General features: G+C 36.6%; 26 protein-coding genes. 19 read left to right on the forward strand and 7 right to left on the reverse strand.

What is annotated here, in order from left to right:
* Positions 1 to 49: 49 nt before the first annotated feature.
* From dhaT to LG402_RS09350, 3 genes are all read right to left on the reverse strand, one after another.
* Positions 50 to 1,213 carry a 1,3-propanediol dehydrogenase gene (dhaT, locus tag LG402_RS09340; RefSeq protein WP_088495650.1) on the reverse strand — a complete coding sequence of 388 codons (1,164 nt, stop codon included), beginning with the start codon at positions 1,211 to 1,213 and terminating at the stop codon, positions 50 to 52.
* 349 nt (positions 1,214 to 1,562) lie between these two features.
* Complete coding sequence (locus tag LG402_RS09345; protein WP_227336837.1) at positions 1,563 to 2,684, reverse strand: cupin domain-containing protein; 1,122 nt, start codon at positions 2,682 to 2,684, stop codon at positions 1,563 to 1,565.
* A gap of 264 nt (positions 2,685 to 2,948) precedes the next feature.
* The gene (locus tag LG402_RS09350) at positions 2,949 to 3,278 is read right to left on the reverse strand and encodes a DHCW motif cupin fold protein (protein WP_227336838.1); all 330 of its coding nucleotides are present in this window, start codon (positions 3,276 to 3,278) and stop codon (positions 2,949 to 2,951) included.
* Positions 3,279 to 3,385: 107 nt separating this feature from the next.
* On the opposite strand from LG402_RS09350, the gene LG402_RS09355 reads away from it, so the two are divergent.
* Positions 3,386 to 3,787 carry an SRPBCC family protein gene (locus LG402_RS09355; protein ID WP_227336839.1) on the forward strand — a complete coding sequence of 134 codons (402 nt, stop codon included), beginning with the start codon at positions 3,386 to 3,388 and terminating at the stop codon, positions 3,785 to 3,787.
* A gap of 190 nt (positions 3,788 to 3,977) precedes the next feature.
* Here LG402_RS09355 and LG402_RS09360 read toward each other — a convergent pair whose 3' ends face one another.
* Together LG402_RS09360 and LG402_RS09365 are read right to left on the reverse strand one after the other, a co-directional pair.
* Positions 3,978 to 4,418, reverse strand: a complete 441-nt coding sequence (locus tag LG402_RS09360; RefSeq protein ID WP_227336840.1) for a hypothetical protein — start codon at positions 4,416 to 4,418, stop codon at positions 3,978 to 3,980.
* A gap of 276 nt (positions 4,419 to 4,694) precedes the next feature.
* Positions 4,695 to 4,880 carry a hypothetical protein gene (locus LG402_RS09365; RefSeq protein ID WP_041705353.1) on the reverse strand — a complete coding sequence of 62 codons (186 nt, stop codon included), beginning with the start codon at positions 4,878 to 4,880 and terminating at the stop codon, positions 4,695 to 4,697.
* Between the two features lie 135 nt (positions 4,881 to 5,015).
* On the opposite strand from LG402_RS09365, the gene LG402_RS09370 reads away from it, so the two are divergent.
* From LG402_RS09370 to LG402_RS09425, 12 genes are all read left to right on the forward strand, one after another.
* Positions 5,016 to 5,210 carry a hypothetical protein gene (locus LG402_RS09370; RefSeq protein WP_227336841.1) on the forward strand — a complete coding sequence of 65 codons (195 nt, stop codon included), beginning with the start codon at positions 5,016 to 5,018 and terminating at the stop codon, positions 5,208 to 5,210.
* Entirely contained in the window at positions 5,203 to 6,402 is a 1,200-nt protein-coding gene (locus tag LG402_RS09375; RefSeq protein WP_227336842.1) for a replication initiation factor domain-containing protein, read from the forward strand. The genes LG402_RS09370 and LG402_RS09375 overlap by 8 nt, the downstream gene beginning before the upstream one ends.
* 14 nt (positions 6,403 to 6,416) lie before the next feature.
* On the forward strand, positions 6,417 to 6,683 hold the full coding sequence (locus tag LG402_RS09380) for a single-stranded DNA-binding protein (RefSeq protein ID WP_088499277.1): 267 nt from the start codon (positions 6,417 to 6,419) through the stop codon (positions 6,681 to 6,683).
* A 10-nt stretch (positions 6,684 to 6,693) separates the two neighbouring features.
* The gene (locus tag LG402_RS09385) at positions 6,694 to 6,927 is read left to right on the forward strand and encodes a hypothetical protein (RefSeq protein ID WP_227336843.1); all 234 of its coding nucleotides are present in this window, start codon (positions 6,694 to 6,696) and stop codon (positions 6,925 to 6,927) included.
* A 7-nt stretch (positions 6,928 to 6,934) separates the two neighbouring features.
* On the forward strand, positions 6,935 to 7,183 hold the full coding sequence (locus LG402_RS09390; protein WP_227336844.1) for a hypothetical protein: 249 nt from the start codon (positions 6,935 to 6,937) through the stop codon (positions 7,181 to 7,183).
* A gap of 129 nt (positions 7,184 to 7,312) precedes the next feature.
* Positions 7,313 to 8,575, forward strand: a complete 1,263-nt coding sequence (locus LG402_RS09395) for a hypothetical protein (RefSeq protein WP_227336845.1) — start codon at positions 7,313 to 7,315, stop codon at positions 8,573 to 8,575.
* Between the two features lie 8 nt (positions 8,576 to 8,583).
* Positions 8,584 to 8,874, forward strand: coding sequence for a DUF2523 family protein (locus LG402_RS09400; RefSeq protein WP_227336846.1), 291 nt, complete (start codon positions 8,584 to 8,586; stop codon positions 8,872 to 8,874).
* Positions 8,875 to 8,884: 10 nt separating this feature from the next.
* Positions 8,885 to 9,919 (forward strand): zonular occludens toxin family protein, encoded by a 1,035-nt coding sequence (locus LG402_RS09405; protein ID WP_227336847.1) that lies wholly within the window; start codon positions 8,885 to 8,887, stop codon positions 9,917 to 9,919.
* A complete protein-coding gene (locus LG402_RS09410; RefSeq protein ID WP_227336848.1) occupies positions 9,916 to 11,040 on the forward strand; it encodes a type II secretion system protein GspD in 1,125 nt (374 codons plus the stop codon). The genes LG402_RS09405 and LG402_RS09410 overlap by 4 nt, the downstream gene beginning before the upstream one ends.
* A 20-nt stretch (positions 11,041 to 11,060) precedes the next feature.
* Positions 11,061 to 11,447 (forward strand): hypothetical protein, encoded by a 387-nt coding sequence (locus LG402_RS09415; protein ID WP_227336849.1) that lies wholly within the window; start codon positions 11,061 to 11,063, stop codon positions 11,445 to 11,447.
* 426 nt (positions 11,448 to 11,873) lie between these two features.
* Positions 11,874 to 12,107 (forward strand): hypothetical protein, encoded by a 234-nt coding sequence (locus LG402_RS09420; RefSeq protein WP_227336850.1) that lies wholly within the window; start codon positions 11,874 to 11,876, stop codon positions 12,105 to 12,107.
* Positions 12,108 to 12,180: 73 nt separating this feature from the next.
* Entirely contained in the window at positions 12,181 to 12,393 is a 213-nt protein-coding gene (locus tag LG402_RS09425; RefSeq protein ID WP_198794402.1) for a YodC family protein, read from the forward strand.
* A gap of 146 nt (positions 12,394 to 12,539) precedes the next feature.
* Here LG402_RS09425 and LG402_RS09430 read toward each other — a convergent pair whose 3' ends face one another.
* Together LG402_RS09430 and LG402_RS09435 are read right to left on the reverse strand one after the other, a co-directional pair.
* Positions 12,540 to 12,980, reverse strand: a complete 441-nt coding sequence (locus LG402_RS09430) for a hypothetical protein (RefSeq protein ID WP_227336840.1) — start codon at positions 12,978 to 12,980, stop codon at positions 12,540 to 12,542.
* A 276-nt stretch (positions 12,981 to 13,256) separates the two neighbouring features.
* Positions 13,257 to 13,442 carry a hypothetical protein gene (locus LG402_RS09435; protein ID WP_041705353.1) on the reverse strand — a complete coding sequence of 62 codons (186 nt, stop codon included), beginning with the start codon at positions 13,440 to 13,442 and terminating at the stop codon, positions 13,257 to 13,259.
* A 135-nt stretch (positions 13,443 to 13,577) separates the two neighbouring features.
* Between LG402_RS09435 and LG402_RS09440 the strand changes: the two genes are divergently transcribed.
* The 6 genes from LG402_RS09440 to LG402_RS09465 all read left to right on the forward strand — a co-directional run bounded on the left by LG402_RS09440 (position 13,578) and on the right by LG402_RS09465 (position 17,137).
* Complete coding sequence (locus tag LG402_RS09440; protein ID WP_227336841.1) at positions 13,578 to 13,772, forward strand: hypothetical protein; 195 nt, start codon at positions 13,578 to 13,580, stop codon at positions 13,770 to 13,772.
* On the forward strand, positions 13,765 to 14,964 hold the full coding sequence (locus tag LG402_RS09445; protein WP_227336842.1) for a replication initiation factor domain-containing protein: 1,200 nt from the start codon (positions 13,765 to 13,767) through the stop codon (positions 14,962 to 14,964). Before LG402_RS09440 ends, LG402_RS09445 begins: the two co-directional genes overlap by 8 nt.
* Positions 14,965 to 14,978: 14 nt before the next feature.
* Positions 14,979 to 15,245, forward strand: a complete 267-nt coding sequence (locus LG402_RS09450) for a single-stranded DNA-binding protein (protein WP_088499277.1) — start codon at positions 14,979 to 14,981, stop codon at positions 15,243 to 15,245.
* Between the two features lie 10 nt (positions 15,246 to 15,255).
* On the forward strand, positions 15,256 to 15,489 hold the full coding sequence (locus LG402_RS09455) for a hypothetical protein (protein WP_227336843.1): 234 nt from the start codon (positions 15,256 to 15,258) through the stop codon (positions 15,487 to 15,489).
* 7 nt (positions 15,490 to 15,496) lie between these two features.
* Positions 15,497 to 15,745 carry a hypothetical protein gene (locus LG402_RS09460; protein WP_227336844.1) on the forward strand — a complete coding sequence of 83 codons (249 nt, stop codon included), beginning with the start codon at positions 15,497 to 15,499 and terminating at the stop codon, positions 15,743 to 15,745.
* Between the two features lie 129 nt (positions 15,746 to 15,874).
* Positions 15,875 to 17,137 carry a hypothetical protein gene (locus LG402_RS09465; RefSeq protein ID WP_227336845.1) on the forward strand — a complete coding sequence of 421 codons (1,263 nt, stop codon included), beginning with the start codon at positions 15,875 to 15,877 and terminating at the stop codon, positions 17,135 to 17,137.

Genomic DNA, 17,137 nt, shown 5'->3' on the forward strand with positions numbered 1-17,137 from the left:
AAAAAACCCGCCAACAGAAAACATAGCTGACGGGTATTTTTCAGAAAAATTAGAATGCTTGACGGAAAATCTCAATGATCTCTTTTTCATTACCTTTACGAGGATTAGAGAATGCATTACCGTCTTTAAGTGCCATTTCTGCCATATATGGAAAATCAGACTCTTTCACACCTAATTCACCTAAATGTTGCGGAATACCAATATCCGCAGATAGGCGAGCGATAGCTGCAATAGCGCGTTCTGCCGCATCCATCACTGATAACCCTGTGATATTTTCACCCATAAATTCAGCAATATCAGCAAATTTTTCTGGATTAGCAATCAGGTTATAACGCAGTACATGTGGTAATAGCACCGCATTAGCCACGCCATGAGGCATATCATATAAACCACCTAATTGGTGAGCCATTGCATGAACGTAACCAAGGTTAGCGTTATTAAATGCCATTCCTGCTAAAAGTGAAGCATAAGCCATATTTTCACGGGCTTTTAGGTTTGTCCCCAAGGCTACGGCTTGACGCAAGTTACGAGAAATTAAACGGATTGCTTGAATAGCTGAAGCGTCAGTGACGGGGTTTGCATCTTTAGAAATATAAGCTTCAACTGCGTGAGTTAACGCATCCATACCGGTTGCGGCAGTCAGTCCTGCTGGTTTACCAATCATTAACAGAGGATCGTTAATAGAAACGGAAGGGAGATTACGCCAGCTCACAATAACGAATTTGACTTTAGTTTTTGTGTTGGTCAGAACACAGTGGCGGGTGACTTCACTTGCTGTACCAGCAGTAGTATTTACGGCAATAATAGGTGGCAGTGGATTTGTTAGTGTTTCAATACCTGCATAATTGTAAAGATCACCTTCATGAGTAGCTGCAATACCGATACCTTTACCACAGTCATGTGGACTACCGCCACCTACTGTAATTATCATGTCACATTGTTCTTTACGGAACATTGCAAGACCTTCAAGCACATTAGTGTCTTTTGGGTTAGGCTCTGTGCCATCAAATACGACAACATCAATACCCGCTTCTTTTAGATAACCAATAGTTTTATCTACGGCGCCATCTTTTATTGCTCTTAGGCCTTTATCCGTTACCAGCAGGGCTTTTTTTCCCCCCAATAATTTGCAACGTTCGCCAACAACAGAGATAGCACCAGGACCAAAAAAGTTAACATTCGGTACCAAGTAATCAAACATACGATAGCTCATGATAAACCTTCCAATATCAGATTATTATTCAGATAAATTAAAGTATTAGTGCATTCTCACCTCATTGGTTGTTAAGTCAAGAGAGGTAGCTCATCAATGAGGTGAATCGATTCGTTTAACTTTGGTTGGTTTGATATAAGTCAACAGGATATGCTTTCTTTGAGGAGAGGTGATCCATCTAATCTCTGCTAGAGTTTCTAAATATCTTGGCAAAAAAAGGAATATAAGAAGCAATATTAGGAACTTTAAGCTAAAACCAAATAGCTTGAGGTATAAGGTAAAAGGAATGCGTAGACGATAAAACACCCGCAAGCAGGTGTTTTATTATGTTATATGTGGTAAGCGTTGTTTATTCGTCGAAGTACCAATATCCTTGATTGATAAATTCGGTTAATTCTGCAACGAAGGCTGGAACCATCAATGCTTCACCGAGTTCATTTGCTCCAACTTCCGTAAACTGACACAGCGCATCTGCGCCTTTTGTTTCTTTGGTAGCCCAAGCTTCTGTATTCACAAAGAAATTATCTTCGATATGTAGGACGCGCAGTCCGCTTAGTCGGATCAATTTTTCACCATCATTCAGCGCGCTTAATACTTCTTCTGGCTGATATGGTGGTTCTGCAGGGGCAATGTCCAGTTCATGGCGTGGAGTGGTAGCAAAACGACCTAACCATTGTTCAAAATCACCAGGTTTATTGATCATTTCAATCATCATGGCGCGTAGGCGTTCAACTTCGTGAGCTTCCATTCTTCCTGCATTGTCGCGTACTGTCAGATTAGGATCGCTATAATTTATTCCACCTAGATCTTGTTCCAGTGCGTAATCTGCAAAACTGCTCAGCAAATCACGGCCATTTGGTCCACGAAAGCCGACAGAATAGTTCATGGTATCTTCGAAAGTGAAGCCATCGTGAGGGAATCCAGGTGGAATATACAGAATATCTCCCGGTGCCATTTCTACATCAATAATGGGCTCAAATGGATCAACATGCAGTAATGCAGGATGAGGGCAGAACTGGCGCATTGGTAGGGCATCACCTACACGCCAGCGACGACGACCCATTCCTTGAATGATAAAAACATCATAGTTATCAATATGTGGTCCGACACCACCTCCGGGTACTGAATAGGAGATCATTAGATCATCAAGACGCCATTCTGGCAACACACGGAATGGTTTCACCAACTCAGCTGACGGCATATGCCAATGGTTGACAGCCTGTACCAGTAGTGACCATCCTTTTTCGCCTAATTCGCTGTAATCTTCAAATGGACCATGGCTTGCCTGCCATTTGTTGTCTGTGAGGCTGACAAGACGACTGTCAACTTCTGGCTCCATTGCCAAACCAGCTAATTCATCTGGAGTAATAGGATCGACAAAATTAGGAAATGCATTTTTCAATACAACAGGTTTTTTTTGCCAGTATTTTTCTAAAAATTCAGGCCAGTTAAGATTCAGTTTGTTAACCATGTGACCACATCTGTGTAAAGGAATAAGCTGGTAATTATAGAAGTAATGCGTGGTCATATTTTTGTTTGGCATCAAATGCCAGTCAATAACTCTTATCGGAATAAGATCAGAGATGGGAGTTTGATATGGAAAATGGTAATTGAGAGGGAAATTGGGTAGGGGATTTTACTTCTAATAATGAAATTACTGAAATAAAAATATACAAAATAAAATGTAAAGCTTGAACCAGACTGACCCAAACTGCCTTTCTATCCTTGTTGTACTTCAATCAACAATAAATAACTTTGCCCCAAGAGCCGTTGATGAACGATGTGCTTCGGCATTATCACCGACCTGATAGCTGATCCCCGGTGTCAATACGAAGGTTTGCCCGTCATCAAGCTCAGAGTGTAGTTCACCCTCTAAACATAATAAAATATGCCCTTTTAAACACCAATGATCCGCAAGATAACCCGCTGAATATTCAACCATGCGAACTCTGATATCACCAAATGTGGCCGTACGCCAAAGCGCAAAACCTTGTTCTCCCGCATGAGTTTCTGGCTCTATACGGCTCCAATCAGTTATACCAAAAGGGATGTTAGTCATTTTCATTTGTTCTTCCTATTTATTGATTTTGAGGACACTAAGCTTGCTAACAATACATTATATTAGCAAGTAAAAATATATAATAAGCAGAAAAGATGACTCAGAGGTAATTTATGGCAACGCTAAATATAAAAGCAACGTTTCAGTGTGATATTGAAACATTATGGCGAGTGATTACATCGACAGAAAATTATCAATGGCGAAGTGATTTACGCAGTATTGAAGTGATAAACGATCATAAATTTATTGAACACACCAAAGATGGTTATTCGACCATATTTACGGTAACAGCCCAAGTACCATATCAGCGATGGAAGTTTGATATGGAAAATGAAAACATCAAAGGTCATTGGATTGGTGTTTTTACCTCTGATAATGGAATTACTGAAATCGACTTTACGGAAGTCGTGATATCCAAAAAGATTTTCTTAAAACCTTTAGTGAAGTGGTATCTGAAGAAAAGACAGAAAACCTATATTCAAGACCTAGAAAAAGCATTGGCAAATGAGCTTTAGTTAAAAAGAACCAACATAATCAACCAGTCCAAAAACAGAGATTTCAGTGCCTATCCGTATTTAGATACTGAGGTTCGCATAATGTTTGACGCTATGTTACAAAAGGGTTCTGAGCGATTGCGGTAGAATGGTTTTGGGGTTTACCGCAATCGAGAAGGTTCGTCTTTACACATAGAGTGCATTGTGCGAATCAGAGTGGTAGCTTTTTTAAATCCATGAAGCTTTTAGTCATGAAATAGATTGTAGAATCAAATTTTCGTTCTTGTTTTATTATTAAACCTTCTCTGATTAACCAGCTATGCAATGAATTAAAATCACTAATTATATTTTCGATATCACTAGTTAATTGTGAAATTACTTTATTTGTTTCTTCTTTAACTTCGGCTGAAAGCAATTCAAATTTTTCTGTTATTGGTTCAATTCTTATATGTTTAACTAGGCTGGAGTTGTCATCACTGTAGTAATCATTTGAAATATAAATGATTATTGGCAAACCGGTTTTTTCGATATCATGATTAAATGTATATGTGAGCATTTCTTGATAGTTCTCAAATGCATATGGAAACATTGAGATATAACTATTTCTGATTAGTAAATACATTTTTTCTAAGGTGATTTCTTTGTTTTTCATTACGCTACCTTGGTTTCATTATTTCATGTATTGCATCATTTTTGTGCATCAAAAAAAATGAGTACGTTTTGACGCCCTTACTGCCGAAAAATACTTTTTTAACTTGATACCATTTTTCCATTACTTCTATGGGAAAACGCTGTCATGTTTTGTGCTGAAAATGAAAAAGTAACTTTTTGCCCACGCCAAACCCCCGTCCTGTATTACGGGGGTAGTCTCAGGGGAACTAGGGACATTCAGACAACTTATCTAACTTTTTTTTATGCCAAAGGAGAATCACTTTTTCTCTTTGTCATCCTTGGAAATCATGTCGAGTTTGGCTTCCTGAAGGTATTCATCAATCAGAAAGTTAACAATTTCAGACCACTTGGTTACTTTTCCCGTCTTTGCCGTAATGTCAACTGCGGCTCTTTCAATCTTAAGGTAGCGATCATTGCTGATCCCTATGCTTTTTCTGGACATAGCTCCTCCCGTCACTTTTTTTGTATTGTATTGGAATATTCCATGTTTACAAACGTGCACATTTACTCTTGTGCACATTTGTTTTGTCATTTATACTTTTTGCAACTGTGTAAATGTGCACAAATGGAGGGGCTCATGAATATCATCTACTTTCACTTCATCGACGGATATGGGATCAATGCCAATATTGGTACTGATTGGGATTTTTTCCGGTCATTTGATGAACTGGTAAAAGAATGTGTATTCCACTTCCATCAAAATTTTGTTTTAGCACCAACAACGGCAACATCAGGGGATTTTATTGGTTACAGAGAGGTTTGCGGTGAATAAGAAACAAAATTTATCTGGAGAATTCAATGCTCCATTTGATAAAAATTTGATTTCAACTTCAATTCCTTCAGTGCCTTATGAGCGACCTGTAATTATTGACTGGTTTGCATTCTCTGCACCTTTTTCTGTTATGAAGGATGTCGATAAATTTCAGGAAAAAGGATTTAACTGGAAAAAGTTTAAGACGTTACCATCGTATCGTAATTATAAAAAATCAAATGTTTATCGAGTTCCGGATAGTTATGAGCAATTTCCGAGTGTGGAAAATGATGTTATGTCTGAAGAACAGATAGAACAGTATTTGAACGATGTATTCAATTGTTATTTTTCACGATTGAGAACATGGCTATCTTCTGTTTTTGGGCTCTATATGGGTGCACCATTAGGGTATGGCGGTCATTATTATTCCGATTCAGCGAGTCTTTATAGTGATGAAGGCGGATGTGAGCGATATGGCGTTGTTTTTTGGGGCGGTAATAATGATTCTTTTTTTGTCCAAATTAACGGTCATGGATGTGCTCATGTTTTTAATGGCACAACACCACAAAAAATTCATAAATGGCTCTCTTTTTTAGATATTACTGATATCAATAGAATCGATTTAGCAACCGATGATTACGACGGTATATTTACGGTTGATGCTGCTAAAAAAGCATTTGAAGATGATGCATTTTATGGCGGAAGAGGCCCTAAACTTAAATGCAAAGTCGAATTTGAATATGATGGGAATGGCAACCGTTCTATTGATGTTTTACGAGTGGGATCTCGCCAGTCTCGTGTATTCTGGCGTGTTTATGATAAAGCCTTAGAACAAAAAATAACAGGGATTTGGTATCGCTCTGAGGTTGAATTAAAGAAAGTGTCTATTGATGTTCTTCTTGATATTACAGGAACTTATGTAGGTCTGTGTGATTATGCTGCGCAAATAAATCCCAGCGAGCCAAAACCTATACCTAAATTATTAGGCAGGAAAGCTACTGATTCTATTGAAGCAAAAGTAAGATGGTTAAGAAAACAAGCTTCTAAAAATATTGCTAAAGTGTTCCATTTTTTTAATGGGGATATTAACACTGTTTTATCCATGATAATCAGAGAAGAGCACATTAGTGATATGAATATAAAATTTGATATTCCTCCGATATATCAAACGTTATTAAATGAAAAATTGAAAACCAATCAATGTCCTTTTTAAATAGGTATCTACTCATGTTAAAAATCGAAATTAATGAAGTTGACGGTAAGGTTAATACGAAACAAGTTGTTTCAAAATCAACAGGTGAAGTATTAAATTTCAGAGAGCAAACTGCTTATATCTATAATGGTGGCGTTTACCCTGAAAAATTTATTATTCAGTTGGATAAAGATGAGCAGCCTTATTCTGCTGGATTTTATACATTAGATGATTCCTCATTCACCGTGGGAGACTTTGGCTCTTTAAAAATAAAAAGAATTAAATTAATTCCATCAAAATAAGGTTTTTCATATGGAGGGGCAGATTGAAATAACAACAAACCTCTGTCATGAAAATGTTTGTAATAATGTTATTTTGCAATTATCAAAGTCTGAAGTAATAAAAATTCAGAATTCAGTAATTTTAAATAACCCACCTTTGGGGAATATTAATGAGAATATTCTAGGGGCAGGGTTAGGGCTTGTCTTAATCTTTTATTTATTAGGTTATGGATTGGGGCGAATGATAAAAATGGTAAATTTATAGGTGCTATATGAAAATTAAAAATATTATTTCTAATGTTTATTTGAAATCAGGCGTTGTTGCTTCTATGGCTTTAAGTTCATCTGCGTTTGCTGTTGATGATGCAGTAACAAATGGTAATTACCTTGATGGTCTTATTAAACAAATCGATGTAGGACCAATCATTACAGGCATTGTTGCTGTCGCGGGTACTATCATGGGCGTTGCTGTAGTTGTAATGGGAATTAAAAAAGTCGCTCGTATGCTCAATGCATTTTAATGGATAAGGGGCTTTACCGCCCCTTTTTAGAGGTCTTTATGTGGGAACTAATGAGCTTTTTTACAGGTATTCTTTGCGGTTGGGCTGTTGTGCAAGGATTAACTGCTTATTAATAAATAGAAGTTAATTATGAAAAAAACAAATATTTTTATCTTTCTTATATTTTTTTCAGCAATTAGTTATGCTTTTGTACCTGCTGTTGTTGCTTTGCTTGGTCAAAATGCGATTAGGACGGGTATTACCCGATTAATTGCTTCAAGGGCTTTACCTGTGGCAGCAAATGATGCCGTTTATTTAACGTTAGTCAATGGCACCAGAGCAGGATTGACAAAATCAATTACCAATCTGTCTATAAAACCTAGTTTTTTAAAAACAGCTTCTGGCTTAGCTACATTTGCTTTTATTGCAGAGCAATTTAATCATCCTGGTGTGATTAACGGAATTGAGTTTACAACGGGTGATATTAAATCGGTTATTTCAGATGACCTTAATTTACCTAATTATCAATTTTATGTTGCTGTTGGTTCAGGTGGTACGCGACCTTATCTATTTTCTAATAATTTAGATTCTCTTGCTAATGATGCTTTTCTTTATGATATTGAACAGGGAGTAATATCAAATACATGCGATAAAAACAATTGTCGTTTTTCCAATCTTCGAGATCTTAAAGTAACAAAAGACACGCCTATTTATACTGTTACTGCAAATTATGACTATGAATTTAAAAATTATAATGGTGATTGGGTTCAATCAGAAAATTCATATTTAAAAATCTTAAGAGATAATCCTGTTTATGATGGAATATCTAAATCTGATAAAATAGTTAATATTGAATCGGCTAAAGATATGTATGTTACAGCTAAGCAACTTTCGGATGCTATAAATTCTTTAATGTTAGAAACGTCTCTTTCACCTGATTATAAAGGCATCCCTTTTTCAACGGAAAAAACCTTCACGGAATCTGAGGTAAAAAAAGCCTTAAATACAGATTCAATACCATTGGTTGAATTATTGAAAGGTTTTGAGCCTTACAGTGATATAAAAAGCATTGAAGAGTTAAATAAAGAATTGAACATTAATGTTGATAATAATCCTGATCCGAATAAACCTGATATCGATAAAGAAGTTGATGCTGATATTAAATATCCTGATTTGGAAATGCCAACTGCTGAACAGATATTAAATCCTTATAAATCATTCTTTCCTGAATTACAGAATTTTAAATTAACACCTCGTAATGCGGAGTGTCCTGTTTGGATCGTGCCGTTTTTGGGGAAGGACTATAAAATTGATTCTCATTGTCCGCTGATAGAACAGAATCGGGGCGTTTTTGAATCTGTGTTTTCCTTGGTATGGGCGTTTATCGCATTGCGTAAGTTATTAAGTGCATAGGTGAAATTATGGGGCGATTACTAACTACATTGTTCAGCGGGGCATTCGGTTTTATTTTTAAAGGTATTGTGGCTAAATTTTTCTTATTTTTTGCCTTGTTTTATGTCACCACTGAATTTATTCCGATTATTATTGACTGGTTTTTGCCCAAGTCAACCAATTTGGCGGAGCTTTTCGGCTCTTTGCCGGATGCTATCTGGTATTTTTTGAATTTATTACAATTTCCGCTGGGTGTGCCTCTGGTGATATCAGCAATGCTGACACGCTTTATTATCCGCAGACTGCCGATAATCGGGTAAGGGGATTTGTATGCCGATTACTGCATATGTGGGGGTTCCACGTTCCGGTAAATCTTATGAAGTTGTGAAGTCTGTGATTGTGCCGGCGATTGCGTCCGGTCGTCGTGTCATTTCCAATATCTACGGGCTGAATGAGGAAAAAATTAAGCATTTCTGTCTGAAACAAAACAGGAAATTATCACCGGATAAATTGGGCTCACTGGTGCATGTTGAGAACAGTCAGTGTATTGCCGAGGATTTTTTACCATCAATTGAAAATCAGGCAACGTTCTGTCAGGCGGGCGATTTGGTGGTGATTGATGAAGTTTGGCGCGTCTGGGGTAGTGATAAAGATATCCCGAAAAATCACCGTTCTTTTATTGCCGAACACGGGCATTTTGTCCATGAAGAAACGGGCGTGATGTCTGATTTGGTGGTGATTAATCAGACAGTAACTGATATTCCTCGTTTTATTAAAGCCCGTATTGAAACCACATACCGAATGCAAAAACATGTTTCTTTAGGGTTGAGCAACCGCTATCGGGTTGATGTATTTCAGGGCGCGAAAATTACCAAATCTAACCGGATGAATTACTATCAGGAAAAATATGATAAGGCGATTTTTGAGCTTTATAAATCAGTTGAAGGTAATAATCCGAATACGGTCAAAACTGATAAACGTCAGTCTATTTTTTCATCGACTAAAGTATTGATGATAATTGTACTTGTTCCTATAGGGCTTGCTGTTTCAGCGTATTTTGTTTACGACTATTTCAATCAATACCTCAATTTAGAACAATCGGGTCAGGTGCAACCTGTTAACACGATTTCCTCAGGTGTTAATCCGTCAATTAGTTTGCCTGTCATTTCATCTAAACCTGTTTTATCAACAAAATGGCGTATTACTGGCGAATTAGTCAGGGAAGGGAAGGCATACGTGATTTTGGCGGATAAACAAGGGCTATTACGCCTTGAGCCTCGCAGTCAGTTTCAGTTTAACGGCAGATTATTACAGGGCGAAATAGACGGACAGTTAGTCAATTACTATTCAGGAGGCTTGCCGTGAGCAGATGGCTTGGTGTGTTAATTTTTTTGGCATTACCCGCAGTAGCGAAAAATGTGGATTTCAAGCTGGAAGCCGTGCCGTTGCCGAAAGCGATTTCACTGATTTATGATGAAGTATTGCAAAAGCCTTACATGCTTGACCCGAATTTAGCTAACGATACCAGCCTGATTAGTTTTCATGCGACTGAAAAACAAGATTTTAATCAATTCATTATCCGTTATTTTCAAAATATGAATATCCGTATTTATGAGAAAAAAGGCGTTGTTTATCTGGCTAAAGTTAAACCGCCAGAGCCGAAAGTGATTAAACAGAGTTTTGTTTATAGTCCGATTCATCGTGATGTTGAGTATTTACAGGGCTTTCTTAAAACCGAGGGCGAGGTTGCTGCCAGTGGTGATAAACTGGTTTTTTACGGTACAAAAGATGAAATATCACGGGTTGAAAGTGTGCTGAGTGCGGTTGATACACCATCCCGTGAAGTAGTGGTGACAGGCTATGTGTTTGAAGTGCAGGATATTGAGAAAGAAGGCAGTGGAATCAATCTGTTAGCTAAATTATTATCTGGCAAGCTGGGGATTAATATCGGCACAAAGCAGAATTATGAAAACTTCATTACCATTAATACAGGTAATTTGGATGCGATGATTGAGTTGTTCCGCACTGACCAACGTTTTCATGTGATCAGCAGTCCGACTTTACGTGTTAAATCCGGTTCAAAGGGTAATTTCAGTGTTGGCTCTGATGTGCCGATTTTATCGAGTGTGACATATCAGGATGGTCGTCCGGTTCAGTCGGTCGAGTATCGTTCAAGCGGGGTCATTTTTGATATTCAGCCGACGATAAAAAGCCAAGCGATTGATTTGAAAATCCAACAACAGTTATCTAACTTCGTCAAAACGGATACTGGCGTTAATCAGTCTCCGACACTGATTAAACGGGATATAGTAACTGATGTGACCGTAAAAAGTGGTGATGTGATTGTGCTAGGTGGTCTGGCTGAAAACAAAGTCGAAGAAGGTGAAACAGGCTTTAGTTTTCTACCTCAAGGTTTTTTATCCGGTAAGTCTAAGGCAAACACCAAAACAGATATTATTGTGCTGCTACAAGTCAAAGTGATTTAAACCATGAAAAGGGGGTTTTTATGGCTGATTTTTCATACATAAAGCTCTTTTTAGATGCTATTGAAAGTGATGATAATTTGAAAGATAAAACCCATGAAGTCTATGATTTTATGAATAAAAAAGGCTTTGTAATTGAAGATTTTTTGTCACAGGGACGAAAAAAGGAATTAACGATCACCTTACCAGAATACTGTTATGAGCGTCTTTCAGCTTTAGCCGCAGATAGTGGATATCCTCATGATATTATTATCATTACTGGGTTGCTAACACTTTGTAATGAAAGAAAAAAAGAACGTGAACGTTTTTTATTATTAAGTGAAAAAATCAATCGATTACTTCATTCAGGTATAGATAATGCGTTTGATTATTTAAAGTTAGCGTCTTTACTGGATCAGGTTAAGAAATAGTGATTTGTAAGCTGATTAAATCGCGGATAATGCGTGCCGCACCGCAGTTTTACGAGGAGCGGTGCGCATTATTCGTGATTTAACATATTGAAAGATAAATAAGAAAAACCCCGAACCGGTTTAACGGAACGGGGCTTTAATGAATCAGGATGTAATCTCGAGTCAAGAGAAATATATCTTTCTTCAGCGCTCAGTATGCCTACGTTAATCACAATTATCAACCGATGCCCGTCAGGGCATGTAAGGCGACACTCAGCAGTGTCCTGTTACGCTGTCACGAATTCGCCGATAAAACGAGGGGACTTATCGGGTAGCAGGAAACCGCGCCTGCGCCCTGAACAGCGTGTTTTTCATGTCCACGGAATTAACAGCAGTTAAGGTGTAAGATGGTCGGAGACAAAAGAACGCTGAAGCGATGAGGCTAAAATGCAATATTTTTCTACCTATCAATCTCTTATGGTATCAGCAAAGTCATGTGACCGCTGTAAACTGCATGCATACGTTGATGATGCTGAATTTCATGAGTTTTTATCCGTAGATCGCCAAGCCGGATATGGTTCAGTTTTCGGTGATGGACAACAGTTAAAATTAGATTTATGCCAACACTGTGTTAAAGCGGTTTTGGGTGATTGGATGAAGATTTCGCCTAATGAAGCTTGAAAAATCAGAAAATTACCCAATGTCTTTATAAGAGCCATACATTGGGTATGGACGTAAAAATAATGGGTGATTTATGTCAGAAAAATTTAATAGTGGTGACGTTGTCAGATTAAAATCGGGCAGCCCAAAGATGACTGTTGATGGGTATTCCAATTTAGGCGATGTCATATGTGTTTGGTATGACTCGAAAAAGAATGATTATCCTAAAAAGACATTTTCTGAAGATGCGTTAGAGCTTTATAAGTCTGAGGATGAAATAGATGGATTAGGTGTATCTAATATCTAAGAGATAGATTTCCTTATTTTACCCCTTGGTTCGCATAATGTTTGACGCTATGTTACAAAAGGGTTCTGAGCGATTGCGGTAGAATGGTTTTGGGGTTTACCGCAATCGAGAAGGTTCGTCTTTACACATAGAGTGCATTGTGCGAATCAGAGTGGTAGCTTTTTTAAATCCATGAAGCTTTTAGTCATGAAATAGATTGTAGAATCAAATTTTCGTTCTTGTTTTATTATTAAACCTTCTCTGATTAACCAGCTATGCAATGAATTAAAATCACTAATTATATTTTCGATATCACTAGTTAATTGTGAAATTACTTTATTTGTTTCTTCTTTAACTTCGGCTGAAAGCAATTCAAATTTTTCTGTTATTGGTTCAATTCTTATATGTTTAACTAGGCTGGAGTTGTCATCACTGTAGTAATCATTTGAAATATAAATGATTATTGGCAAACCGGTTTTTTCGATATCATGATTAAATGTATATGTGAGCATTTCTTGATAGTTCTCAAATGCATATGGAAACATTGAGATATAACTATTTCTGATTAGTAAATACATTTTTTCTAAGGTGATTTCTTTGTTTTTCATTACGCTACCTTGGTTTCATTATTTCATGTATTGCATCATTTTTGTGCATCAAAAAAAATGAGTACGTTTTGACGCCCTTACTGCCGAAAAATACTTTTTTAACTTGATACCATTTTTCCATTACTTCTATGGGAAAACGCTGTCATGTTTTGTGCTGAAAATGAAAAAGTAACTTTTTGCCCACGCCAAACCCCCGTCCTGTATTACGGGGGTAGTCTCAGGGGAACTAGGGACATTCAGACAACTTATCTAACTTTTTTTTATGCCAAAGGAGAATCACTTTTTCTCTTTGTCATCCTTGGAAATCATGTCGAGTTTGGCTTCCTGAAGGTATTCATCAATCAGAAAGTTAACAATTTCAGACCACTTGGTTACTTTTCCCGTCTTTGCCGTAATGTCAACTGCGGCTCTTTCAATCTTAAGGTAGCGATCATTGCTGATCCCTATGCTTTTTCTGGACATAGCTCCTCCCGTCACTTTTTTTGTATTGTATTGGAATATTCCATGTTTACAAACGTGCACATTTACTCTTGTGCACATTTGTTTTGTCATTTATACTTTTTGCAACTGTGTAAATGTGCACAAATGGAGGGGCTCATGAATATCATCTACTTTCACTTCATCGACGGATATGGGATCAATGCCAATATTGGTACTGATTGGGATTTTTTCCGGTCATTTGATGAACTGGTAAAAGAATGTGTATTCCACTTCCATCAAAATTTTGTTTTAGCACCAACAACGGCAACATCAGGGGATTTTATTGGTTACAGAGAGGTTTGCGGTGAATAAGAAACAAAATTTATCTGGAGAATTCAATGCTCCATTTGATAAAAATTTGATTTCAACTTCAATTCCTTCAGTGCCTTATGAGCGACCTGTAATTATTGACTGGTTTGCATTCTCTGCACCTTTTTCTGTTATGAAGGATGTCGATAAATTTCAGGAAAAAGGATTTAACTGGAAAAAGTTTAAGACGTTACCATCGTATCGTAATTATAAAAAATCAAATGTTTATCGAGTTCCGGATAGTTATGAGCAATTTCCGAGTGTGGAAAATGATGTTATGTCTGAAGAACAGATAGAACAGTATTTGAACGATGTATTCAATTGTTATTTTTCACGATTGAGAACATGGCTATCTTCTGTTTTTGGGCTCTATATGGGTGCACCATTAGGGTATGGCGGTCATTATTATTCCGATTCAGCGAGTCTTTATAGTGATGAAGGCGGATGTGAGCGATATGGCGTTGTTTTTTGGGGCGGTAATAATGATTCTTTTTTTGTCCAAATTAACGGTCATGGATGTGCTCATGTTTTTAATGGCACAACACCACAAAAAATTCATAAATGGCTCTCTTTTTTAGATATTACTGATATCAATAGAATCGATTTAGCAACCGATGATTACGACGGTATATTTACGGTTGATGCTGCTAAAAAAGCATTTGAAGATGATGCATTTTATGGCGGAAGAGGCCCTAAACTTAAATGCAAAGTCGAATTTGAATATGATGGGAATGGCAACCGTTCTATTGATGTTTTACGAGTGGGATCTCGCCAGTCTCGTGTATTCTGGCGTGTTTATGATAAAGCCTTAGAACAAAAAATAACAGGGATTTGGTATCGCTCTGAGGTTGAATTAAAGAAAGTGTCTATTGATGTTCTTCTTGATATTACAGGAACTTATGTAGGTCTGTGTGATTATGCTGCGCAAATAAATCCCAGCGAGCCAAAACCTATACCTAAATTATTAGGCAGGAAAGCTACTGATTCTATTGAAGCAAAAGTAAGATGGTTAAGAAAACAAGCTTCTAAAAATATTGCTAAAGTGTTCCATTTTTTTAATGGGGATATTAACACTGTTTTATCCATGATAATCAGAGAAGAGCACATTAGTGATATGAATATAAAATTTGATATTCCTCCGATATATCAAACGTTATTAAATGAAAAATTGAAAACCAATCAATGTCCTTTTTAAATAGGTATCTACTCATGTTAAAAATCGAAATTAATGAAGTTGACGGTAAGGTTAATACGAAACAAGTTGTTTCAAAATCAACAGGTGAAGTATTAAATTTCAGAGAGCAAACTGCTTATATCTATAATGGTGGCGTTTACCCTGAAAAATTTATTATTCAGTTGGATAAAGATGAGCAGCCTTATTCTGCTGGATTTTATACATTAGATGATTCCTCATTCACCGTGGGAGACTTTGGCTCTTTAAAAATAAAAAGAATTAAATTAATTCCATCAAAATAAGGTTTTTCATATGGAGGGGCAGATTGAAATAACAACAAACCTCTGTCATGAAAATGTTTGTAATAATGTTATTTTGCAATTATCAAAGTCTGAAGTAATAAAAATTCAGAATTCAGTAATTTTAAATAACCCACCTTTGGGGAATATTAATGAGAATATTCTAGGGGCAGGGTTAGGGCTTGTCTTAATCTTTTATTTATTAGGTTATGGATTGGGGCGAATGATAAAAATGGTAAATTTATAGGTGCTATATGAAAATTAAAAATATTATTTCTAATGTTTATTTGAAATCAGGCGTTGTTGCTTCTATGGCTTTAAGTTCATCTGCGTTTGCTGTTGATGATGCAGTAACAAATGGTAATTACCTTGATGGTCTTATTAAACAAATCGATGTAGGACCAATCATTACAGGCATTGTTGCTGTCGCGGGTACTATCATGGGCGTTGCTGTAGTTGTAATGGGAATTAAAAAAGTCGCTCGTATGCTCAATGCATTTTAATGGATAAGGGGCTTTACCGCCCCTTTTTAGAGGTCTTTATGTGGGAACTAATGAGCTTTTTTACAGGTATTCTTTGCGGTTGGGCTGTTGTGCAAGGATTAACTGCTTATTAATAAATAGAAGTTAATTATGAAAAAAACAAATATTTTTATCTTTCTTATATTTTTTTCAGCAATTAGTTATGCTTTTGTACCTGCTGTTGTTGCTTTGCTTGGTCAAAATGCGATTAGGACGGGTATTACCCGATTAATTGCTTCAAGGGCTTTACCTGTGGCAGCAAATGATGCCGTTTATTTAACGTTAGTCAATGGCACCAGAGCAGGATTGACAAAATCAATTACCAATCTGTCTATAAAACCTAGTTTTTTAAAAACAGCTTCTGGCTTAGCTACATTTGCTTTTATTGCAGAGCAATTTAATCATCCTGGTGTGATTAACGGAATTGAGTTTACAACGGGTGATATTAAATCGGTTATTTCAGATGACCTTAATTTACCTAATTATCAATTTTATGTTGCTGTTGGTTCAGGTGGTACGCGACCTTATCTATTTTCTAATAATTTAGATTCTCTTGCTAATGATGCTTTTCTTTATGATATTGAACAGGGAGTAATATCAAATACATGCGATAAAAACAATTGTCGTTTTTCCAATCTTCGAGATCTTAAAGTAACAAAAGACACGCCTATTTATACTGTTACTGCAAATTATGACTATGAATTTAAAAATTATAATGGTGATTGGGTTCAATCAGAAAATTCATATTTAAAAATCTTAAGAGATAATCCTGTTTATGATGGAATATCTAAATCTGATAAAATAGTTAATATTGAATCGGCTAAAGATATGTATGTTACAGCTAAGCAACTTTCGGATGCTATAAATTCTTTAATGTTAGAAACGTCTCTTTCACCTGATTATAAAGGCATCCCTTTTTCAACGGAAAAAACCTTCACGGAATCTGAGGTAAAAAAAGCCTTAAATACAGATTCAATACCATTGGTTGAATTATTGAAAGGTTTTGAGCCTTACAGTGATATAAAAAGCATTGAAGAGTTAAATAAAGAATTGAACATTAATGTTGATAATAATCCTGATCCGAATAAACCTGATATCGATAAAGAAGTTGATGCTGATATTAAATATCCTGATTTGGAAATGCCAACTGCTGAACAGATATTAAATCCTTATAAATCATTCTTTCCTGAATTACAGAATTTTAAATTAACACCTCGTAATGCGGAGTGTCCTGTTTGGATCGTGCCGTTTTTGGGGAAGGACTATAAAATTGATTCTCATTGTCCGCTGATAGAACAGAATCGGGGCGTTTTTGAATCTGTGTTTTCCTTGGTATGGGCGTTTATCGCATTGCGTAAGTTATTAAGTGCATAG

The sequence above is a fragment of the Proteus sp. NMG38-2 genome, from assembly GCF_020640995.1.
Classification (GTDB): domain Bacteria; phylum Pseudomonadota; class Gammaproteobacteria; order Enterobacterales; family Enterobacteriaceae; genus Proteus.